The following is an 8411-nucleotide window of genomic DNA, read 5'->3' on the forward strand; positions in this document are numbered from 1 at the left end:
CGCCGGACAGCGTTATATTTCGCGCAAGCCGCTCTCATCTGCGGACTGTACGCGTTGCCAGGCGTCGCGCCCCTGGCACCGCGCGATCCAGTTGGCGACGTGGGGGAACGGGGCCATGTCGATCTGCCCCGCGATACCGGCCACCGGAAAGCATACGTTGATGTCGCCGATCGAGAACGCCTCCCCGGCGACATAATCATGTCCCTTCGCCAGATGCGCCTCCAGCAGGGCGACCGTGTCGGAAACCTGTGAAAGGCACGACGTTATCACGGCCTGGTCCGGATTTTCGCCCGCGCCGGCGGCACGCCGCATCTCCCGAACCATGACGGTGAAGTGGAACTCCACTTCCGTGATGGCCCAATCGGTCCACTGCTCGACCCGCGCCCGGCCACGGATGTCATCCGGCATGAGCGCCCCGCCCGACCTTGCCGAGAGATAGGCATTGATCGCGCAGGACTCGGTCAACACGAAGTCGTCATCCACCAGCACAGGCGTCTTGCCGGCCGGATTGAGGGCGCGGAAAGCATCGTTGGATTTGTCGGGCACGGACACCTGCTCATACGGCATGCCCAGCTCCTCCAGCGCCCACAGGCAGCGCACGACCCGTTGCGGTAGGTTTCCATAGATCGTGATCATACCTCGTCCCTCGCCGCCAATAATCTCTCTTGCGTAAAATACGCTAGCGTATAGAAAGTATGTTTGGAAGAGGACAAATGGCAAGACACAGCTTTGATGGTTGGCGCAGTCGTGCGCGATCCCGCGCGCGGATGACGGATGCGACCCGGTGCCGGCGGGCAACCGGCGCTCACCCTCCCCACACATTTTCCGGCGCGCGGCAAACCCGTGCCGTGTCTCGCCCGCCGAACCGAGCCAATCCCGAAATCGGAGGACGAAGCGGCTAATGACCTATCAGACCAATGAATCGCTCTGGGAACCGGAGCACCAGATCTTCCGGCAGACGGTGCGCGATTTCATCGCGCGCGAGGTCGACCCCAATGTCGATGCGTGGGTCGAGCAATACGAGGTGCCCCGCAGCTTCTATCGCAAGGCCGCAGAGGCGGGCATTCTGGGTGTCGACATTCCCGAGGAATATGGTGGACCGGGCGGGGACTTCCTCCACCGCCTCGTTATCGCGGAAGAAATCGGCTACTCGGTTTCGGGGGCGAGCATGTCGACTTCGTTGATCGCCGACGGGACGAGCGAGATTCTCTATCGCTCCGCCAACGAAGAACAACGCCGCAGGTTTCTGCCGGGGATGATCGCGGGCGAATATCTGTTCGGTCTTGCGATTACCGAACCCGACAGCGGCAGCGATGTGTCGGGCCTGCGTACGACGGCAGTGCGCGATGGCGATGAATATGTCATCACCGGATCCAAGACATATATCACCCAGGCCAATACCGCCGATGCCTTCATGGTCGCTGCGCGCACCGGACCGGACGCGGGCAGCAAGGGCCTCTCGATGATCATCGTCGAGGCCGACAGACCCGGCTTCAATCGCGGCCGATTGCTGCACAAGATGGGCACCAAGGCGTCGAATACGGGTGAGATTTCGTTCGACGAAGTGCGCGTGCCGGTCGCGAACCTGTTGGGCGAAGAGGGCAAGGGCATGCGCATTGCACTCGGCGGCGTCAACATGGATCGCATCACCTGGCCGCTGGTCGCCCATGCCGCCTCTCAGCGGGCCTTCGACGAAACCGTCGAATTCGTAAAAAATCGCAAGGGATTCGGCCAGACGATCTTCGATTTTCAGAACACGCAGTTCAAGCTTGCGGAAATGAAGACCGAACTGGCGGTTGGCCGCGCGTTCCTCGACGACATCATTCGCGATTACAAAGCCAACGGTACGCTCGACACGATGAAATGCGCCATGGCCAAGATCTGGCTTCCGGAGATGGAGGCGCGCGTCATCGATCAGTGCGTACAGCTTCATGGCGGCGCGGGCTATATGGATGAATATCCCGTTTCGCGCCTCTATACGGCCGCGCGCCTGCACCGGATCTTCGCCGGCACGACGGAAATCATGAAGCTGTTGATCGGACGTTCGCTGTGAGTGTCAGGATCATGGTGATCGCCCGCAAGAAGGCTGGACTGAGCGATGAAGAATTTCGCGCCTATTATTCGAACCGGCACCTGCCCTACATGCACGATCTGATGGATCATGGGGCCGCCGTCCATCGGCGCCATTTCATCGTTCACCCCGATGGTGAAGAGCGCGCCGATTACGATGTGATAAGCGAAGCGATCCACGAAGACATGGACACGCTTGCGGCAACGGTGGCTGAGCTTTCGGATCCCCGCAAACGGCGCTTGCGCGAGGAGGACGAGAGCCACTTCCTCGACCCTGCATCGATCAGCATCTTCGCGGTGGAAACCGAGGAAACCGTCTTCCGTCCGCTGGAGGCAGGCCTGTGAGCGGCGCGTCGGGCCCGCTGACGGGGGTGAAGGTGCTGGAGATCGCGGGCGTCGGGCCGGGCCCCTTTTGCGCGATGATGCTTTCGGACATGGGCGCCGACGTCATCAGGATCGAGCGCGCGGGCGCCCCGCCGCCACTGATCCCGATCGACCCGGTGAAGAACCTGCTCCACCGCGGGCGACGCATCGTGACGCTGAACCTGAAAGATTCCGAAAACGTCAAAACCCTGCTCGCACTGGTGGAGATGGCCGACGTTCTTCTCGAAGGCTACCGGCCGGGCGTCATGGAACGGCTGGGACTCGGCCCGGACGTCTGCCTCGAACGCAACCCTGCGCTGGTCTATGCGCGCATGACCGGCTGGGGGCAGACCGGCCCGCTCTCCGCCTATGCAGGGCACGATATCAATTACTTCGCCGTATCGGGCAGTTTGTGGATGTGCGGCCGCGCGGATGAGCGCCCGCTGCCCAACCTCAACATGGTCGCCGACATGGGCGGAGGGGGCATGATGATGGCCTACGGCATTGCCTGCGGCCTGCTGGAGGCGCGCGCGTCGGGCATGGGCCAGGTAATCGACAGTTCGATGACCGAAGGAACGGCGTTGCTGGGGATCATGATGCACGGCTATCGCGCGATGGACCGTTGGGTGGACGAGCGTGGGGCCAATCTGCTCGACGGCGGAGCGCATTTTTACGAAGTTTATGAAACGTCGGATAACGGCTTCATGGCAGTGGGCGCGATCGAACCGCAGTTCTACGCCGACTTGCTTCGCGGCCTCGGGCTGAATGCGGCGGACCTGCCAAAGCAGAACGACCGCACCCAATGGCCCGCCATGCGCGAACGTTTCGCCGAAATCTTCAAGAGCAGGACACGGGCCGAGTGGGAGAGTATCTTTGCCGATCTGGATGCCTGCGCGACGCCGGTGCTCACGCCGGACGAGGCGATTGCCCATCCGCATTCCATGGCGCGCGGCAGTTTCGGGAAAATAGCGGGCGTTCCGCAGCCGATGCCGGCCCCCCGCTTTAGCCGCACTCCGGGGGCGGTTCAGGCACCCCCGACCGACGTCGAAACCGATGTCGCGCAGATTTTGCGAGATTGGCAAGAAGGACCGATCGCGGGAACCTCTCAATAGCGTTCGAAAAATGCCGCCCCCAGCCTTGGGACGGAAACCACGGTCGCCAAACGTTTGGATCCATCCGGTCGAGAGCGCCTTTCCTCGATGGTCTACAAGCGATGCCGAGCGTTCTTTCGCGAGCACACGCATCCCGGTGAGGGAGCTGCGGCGATCGTGTGTCCGCGGTTCCGGGCCGGGAGTGACGCGCGGCGTCGCCCATTCGTGTCGGGAGCGGTCGCGTCATCACATATCGGCATTTCCCGCCGGTGCGCCGTCGTCATGAGGCCAACCCCTAGCGCTGGAAACTGTTCACGGGGAATGGCGCGACCCGTTCGTCGGTGCGGTAGAGCTGCCGACTGTGCGGACAGGCAGGGCTGTGACCCGATTGTCATCACGCTATTAATACATAAGCGAACCACTCTTGACCCGGTCCACCCATTGTGTATGGAACAAGTGTTCCAGAGCAACGAGAGAGCGCACCGCTTAAGCGCATCCGATTTTTCTGGCCTGTCCGTAACGACGGAGGAAGAGGATGAACTATATTTCGCCCGGCATAGTTGGCCCATTGAACCTCGTACATATCGATCGCGAAAAAGGACGCTTTCTCGTCGACAAGCGCGCCTTCATGGATCCGGCTGTTTTCGAACGCGAAAGGGAGCTCGTCTTCAGCCGGTCGTGGCTTTACCTCGGTCACGAATCCGAGATCGAAAAGCCGGGAGATTTTCACGTCCGAATGGTCGGCGGCTACAGCATGCTGTTCAATCGCGATGTCGACGGCGAGGTCAACGCATTCCATAATCTGTGCACGCACCGCGGCGTCATGTTGCAAGCAGACACATGCGGCAAGGCAAAGACCTTTTCCTGCCCTTATCACGGTTGGGTGTTCCGCAATAACGGCACGTTGCTCAATCACGGGCCGACAGGCGGATATTCAAAGACATTCAACGACGACGGGGCGTATAATCTCAAGGGCGCGGCGCGTCTTGAACAGTATCGCGGGTTCTGGTTCGTGAACATGAATCCTCGTGCGATACCCCTCTACGATTACCTCGCCGGGGCGCGCGAATGGATCGATCTCATCGTCGATCAGTTCGACGCGGGGCTGGAGGTGCTTCCGGGAACGCAGCAATTCCAGGTCAACTGCAACTGGAAGTCGATCACGGAAAATCAGATCGATTCCTACCACGGACCATCCCTGCATGTCAGCTACTTCATGTATGCCGCAGAGCGCGCGGGCGCCTCGGCATCTCCGGGCCAGATGAAGGACAGGGTGCTCACGCTGAATGGACAGGGTGTCGGGCTCGGGAACGGACACGCCGGCGTCGAGAACCATGTCAAGGTCGGCAAGCCATGGACCGACTGGATACCTGCATTCGGCGAGGAAGTCCGGCCCGTCATCGAAGCGAACGCGGCAAGGATCGTTGCAAGGCACGGCGAAGAACGCGGCAAACGCATGAACGAGCTTACCCGGCAGATGCTGATCTTCCCCAACACCTTGCTCAACGACATCCTGTCGCTGTCCGTTCGCACGTCCTACCCAACCTCTCCGGCCTCTTCGCGCTCGATGATCTGGAATCTCGCTCCGAAGGGCGAAGATGCGCGCCTTCGCCGCATCCGGCTCCAGAACCATCTGACGTTCGTCGGGCCTGGCGGCTTTGCGCATCCCGACGATTATGAGATATTCGATCGCAGGGCTCTCGCCGATGCGGCGTCACCGCAATTCATGCACGACTATTCCAAGGGCATGCAGCCCGACGAGGATGGCGATATTCTCACCGGCGTCGGCGACCAGGCCGACGAGGCGCAGCAACGCGCCTGGTGGGCTCAGTGGGACCGCGTTGTCCGCGGCGAAGAAACCTTCGAAGAATGAGCGCGGCAATGGAAAACCCGATTGGTCTGGCCGTTCAGGACTTCCTTTACCGGGAAGCGGATCTGCTCGACGAGTGGCGTCTCACCGAATGGGAAGCGCTGCTCGCGGACGACGCGCGTTATCTCGTTCCTCCGATCGGGGTGGATAATCAGTCCGAGCTGGATCCCGATAAGGTGATGTTCGTGGTTGCGGACGACAGGGAAATGCTGCGCGCGCGCGTCGTTCGCAGTAACGGGGGTGTCGATTTTGCGGAAAAACCGCGCTCCCGGCTGCGTCGCGCCGTCACGAATATTCGAATCCTCGACGTTCATGACGACATTTTTCGTGTCACTGCCAATGTCGTCGTATATCGCAGCAGGAGATCCGAGGTGACGACATTCATCGGCAAATACCGTTATCGCCTGCGTCGTAGCGGCAATGGTTTCCTGATCGCGGAGAAACGGGTCGAACTCGATATTGACGTCCTGCGCGGTCAGGGCGGAATCAGCATCATCCTGTGATCAGAGGCCGAAACGCCATGACAACGCTCCCGCACAGCACGGCCGCTGCCGAAACCCATGACGATCTTGCAGAGACCGAAGCCGTCTTGAACGCAGCAGTCGCGGAGTTTTTGGCGAAAGGTTACGAAGGCGCGAATTTACGCGCCATCGTCAATGCAAGCGGTCGGTCGATTGGCGGCGTCTACAGGCGTTTCGGCAACAAACATAACCTGTTTCGAGAAGCAATCGCCCGCCACGCCGATCTGAGCCTGCCCCGAAATGCACGCCTGCGCACAACGGAAAGGCCCGTTGCCGACGACCTCTGTGAATTTGCGATCGCTTACCTCAAAGAATTTTTCGATCCGACGCGTCTCAATATTTTTCGAATGGTCATAGCAGAAGCAGCGATCATTCCCGATCTGGTGACGCGCCTGTGGGAAATCGGACCCTTGAAGGCTATCGAGCAGGTTGCGGGTTATCTTCGCACCCGGCAGAGCGAGGGGCTTATCGATGTCGACGACGCCGATCTGGCGGCGGCCCAGTTCATCGACATGATCAAGGCTGGCATGCACGTGCGCCAACTTATGGCGCGCATCAGCCCCACCACCGAGGAAATCGAACGCAGTGCATGCACTGCAGCAGCCATCTTTGCCAAGGGTATCAGCGCCGACCAGCCATAAGATTCCGGGGACGACAGCGGGGAAATGGCGGAAATTCTGGTTTGGCGCAGCGTCGACAGGGATTTGCTCGCACCAATTGCGTGACACCGCATCGATAAACAGCCGGCAGGTGCGGCGTCGGTTTCTACGACTAAACCTTCCCGGCCAATCCGGTTGCAAAGAGGGGTTACAATGATTGGTCCAAGGCGATAGCCAGATGCCTGCACGGAAAAGCGCGACGCAAATAGCGCGACAAACCGCCACGGATTTCCGGACATCACACGGACATGTCCCCGCAAGCATTAGGCTTCCGAGGCATTAAATCATTGATTTAGTTGGTTGCGGGGGTTGGATTTGAACCAACGACCTTCAGGTTATGAGCCTGACGAGCTACCGGACTGCTCCACCCCGCGACGGGCGCGTACTGCGCCGTGTTGGCTTTGCGCCAACGTGGAAAAAGGGCTGCCCTTTTGGGGTCAGCCCTTTGACAAGTGAATGGGTTATACCCGTGACACGCTGGCTTCAATGCCTGGCGACGACCTACTCTTCCAATGCTTGAGCATTAGTACCATCGGCGCTGTCCGGTTTCACGGCCGAGTTCGAGATGGGATCGGGTGGGTCACAGACGCTATGGTCACCAAGCAATGAAGCTGGCGTGTCACGGGTTTTAATCGATGCGATATACTTGGGCGTATCTGGCTGGATGATCGTCCGGTCAACGACGCTCGGGGTTACCCAAGGCTGTCATTGATGGTGCAGATTCATCAAGCATGATCAGAGTTATTAGGACCGGTTAGCTCCATGCGTTACCGCACTTCCACACCCGGCCTATCAACGTGATGGTCTATCACGACTCGAAGATACCTAATCTTAAGGGAGGCTTCCCGCTTAGATGCTTTCAGCGGTTATCCCGTCCATACATAGCTACCCTGCGGCACCCTTGGCAGGATGACAGGTACACCAGAGGTATGTTCACCCCGGTCCTCTCGTACTAGGGGCAACTCCTTTCAAGTATCGACGCCCACGGCAGATAGGGACCAAACTGTCTCGCGACGTTCTGAACCCAGCTCACGTACCACTTTAATTGGCGAACAGCCAAACCCTTGGGACCTGCTCCAGCCCCAGGATGTGATGAGCCGACATCGAGGTGCCAAACGATTCCGTCGATATGAGCTCTTGGGAATCATCAGCCTGTTATCCCCGGCGTACCTTTTATCCGTTGAGCGATGGCCCTTCCACGAGGGACCACCGGATCACTATGACCGACTTTCGTCTCTGCTCGACTCGTCAGTCTCGCAGTCAGGCAGGCTTATGCCATTGCACTCTTGCAGACGGTTTCCAACCGTCCTGAGCCTACCATCGCGCGCCTCCGTTACTCTTTAGGAGGCGACCGCCCCAGTCAAACTACCCGCCACAGAGGGTCCCTACACCGGCTAACGGTGCGAGGTTAGACATCAGAAAACAACAGGGTGGTATTTCACCTATGGCTCCACGACAGCTGGCGCCGTCGCTTCAAAGCCTCCCACCTATGCTACACAGTTCTTTCCTAATGCCACTCTGAAGCTGCAGTAAAGGTGCACGGGGTCTTTCCGTCTAACCGCGGGTACTCCGCATCTTCACGGAGAATTCAATTTCGCTGAGCATATCCTGGAGACAGTGGGGAAGTCGTTACGCCATTCGTGCAGGTCGGAACTTACCCGACAAGGAATTTCGCTACCTTAGGACCGTTATAGTTACGCCGTTTACTGGGGCTTCAATTCGGAGCTTGCACTCCTCCTCTTAACCTTCCAGCACCGGGCAGGCGTCAGACCCTATACGTCGTCTTGAAGCCGACTTAGCAGAGTCCTGTGTTTTTGCTAAACAGTCGCTACCCCCT

Annotated in this window: 7 protein-coding genes, 1 tRNA gene and 2 rRNA genes (1 of these 10 running past the window's edge); 6 read left to right on the plus strand and 4 right to left on the minus strand. The window is 59.4% G+C overall.

Annotated features, from left to right (window positions below; genetic code table 11):
- Window positions 1-12: 12 nt before the first annotated feature.
- Entirely contained in the window at window positions 13-636 is a 624-nt protein-coding gene (locus JD971_RS06570; RefSeq protein WP_202086808.1) for a glutathione S-transferase family protein, read from the minus strand.
- 265 nt (window positions 637-901) lie between these two features.
- On the opposite strand from JD971_RS06570, the gene JD971_RS06575 reads away from it, so the two are divergent.
- The 6 genes from JD971_RS06575 to JD971_RS06600 all read left to right on the plus strand — a co-directional run bounded on the left by JD971_RS06575 (window position 902) and on the right by JD971_RS06600 (window position 6556).
- Complete coding sequence (locus JD971_RS06575; RefSeq protein ID WP_202086810.1) at window positions 902-2053, plus strand: acyl-CoA dehydrogenase family protein; 1152 nt, start codon at window positions 902-904, stop codon at window positions 2051-2053.
- Window positions 2050-2415: an EthD domain-containing protein gene (locus tag JD971_RS06580; RefSeq protein ID WP_202086812.1), complete on the plus strand. Its 366-nt coding sequence runs from the start codon at window positions 2050-2052 to the stop codon at window positions 2413-2415. The genes JD971_RS06575 and JD971_RS06580 overlap by 4 nt, the downstream gene beginning before the upstream one ends.
- Window positions 2412-3545, plus strand: a complete 1134-nt coding sequence (locus tag JD971_RS06585; protein ID WP_202086813.1) for a CaiB/BaiF CoA-transferase family protein — start codon at window positions 2412-2414, stop codon at window positions 3543-3545. Before JD971_RS06580 ends, JD971_RS06585 begins: the two co-directional genes overlap by 4 nt.
- A gap of 547 nt (window positions 3546-4092) precedes the next feature.
- Window positions 4093-5397, plus strand: coding sequence for a Rieske 2Fe-2S domain-containing protein (locus JD971_RS06590; RefSeq protein WP_202086814.1), 1305 nt, complete (start codon window positions 4093-4095; stop codon window positions 5395-5397).
- Between the two features lie 8 nt (window positions 5398-5405).
- Window positions 5406-5897, plus strand: coding sequence for an aromatic-ring-hydroxylating dioxygenase subunit beta (locus JD971_RS06595; protein ID WP_202086815.1), 492 nt, complete (start codon window positions 5406-5408; stop codon window positions 5895-5897).
- A gap of 17 nt (window positions 5898-5914) precedes the next feature.
- Entirely contained in the window at window positions 5915-6556 is a 642-nt protein-coding gene (locus JD971_RS06600; protein WP_202086816.1) for a TetR/AcrR family transcriptional regulator, read from the plus strand.
- A gap of 315 nt (window positions 6557-6871) precedes the next feature.
- Here JD971_RS06600 and JD971_RS06605 read toward each other — a convergent pair.
- The 3 genes from JD971_RS06605 to JD971_RS06615 form a co-directional block, all read right to left on the minus strand.
- Window positions 6872-6948: transfer RNA gene (locus tag JD971_RS06605), tRNA-Met, on the minus strand.
- A 114-nt stretch (window positions 6949-7062) separates the two neighbouring features.
- Window positions 7063-7177 (minus strand): 5S ribosomal RNA (gene rrf, locus JD971_RS06610).
- Window positions 7178-7298: 121 nt separating this feature from the next.
- Window positions 7299-8411: ribosomal RNA gene (locus JD971_RS06615) — 23S ribosomal RNA — on the minus strand (it continues 1681 nt past the right edge of the window).

Origin of the sequence: Croceicoccus sp. YJ47, from assembly GCF_016745095.1 — a bacterium.
Taxonomy (GTDB): Bacteria; Pseudomonadota; Alphaproteobacteria; order Sphingomonadales; family Sphingomonadaceae; genus Croceicoccus.

Coding starts and splice junctions, on each gene's coding strand:
- JD971_RS06570 (WP_202086808.1), bottom strand. CDS start 636: ATGATCACGATCTATGGAAACCTACCGCAACGGGTCGTGCGCTGCCTG.
- JD971_RS06575 (WP_202086810.1), top strand. CDS start 902: ATGACCTATCAGACCAATGAATCGCTCTGGGAACCGGAGCACCAGATC.
- JD971_RS06595 (WP_202086815.1), top strand. CDS start 5,406: ATGGAAAACCCGATTGGTCTGGCCGTTCAGGACTTCCTTTACCGGGAA.
- JD971_RS06600 (WP_202086816.1), top strand. CDS start 5,915: ATGACAACGCTCCCGCACAGCACGGCCGCTGCCGAAACCCATGACGAT.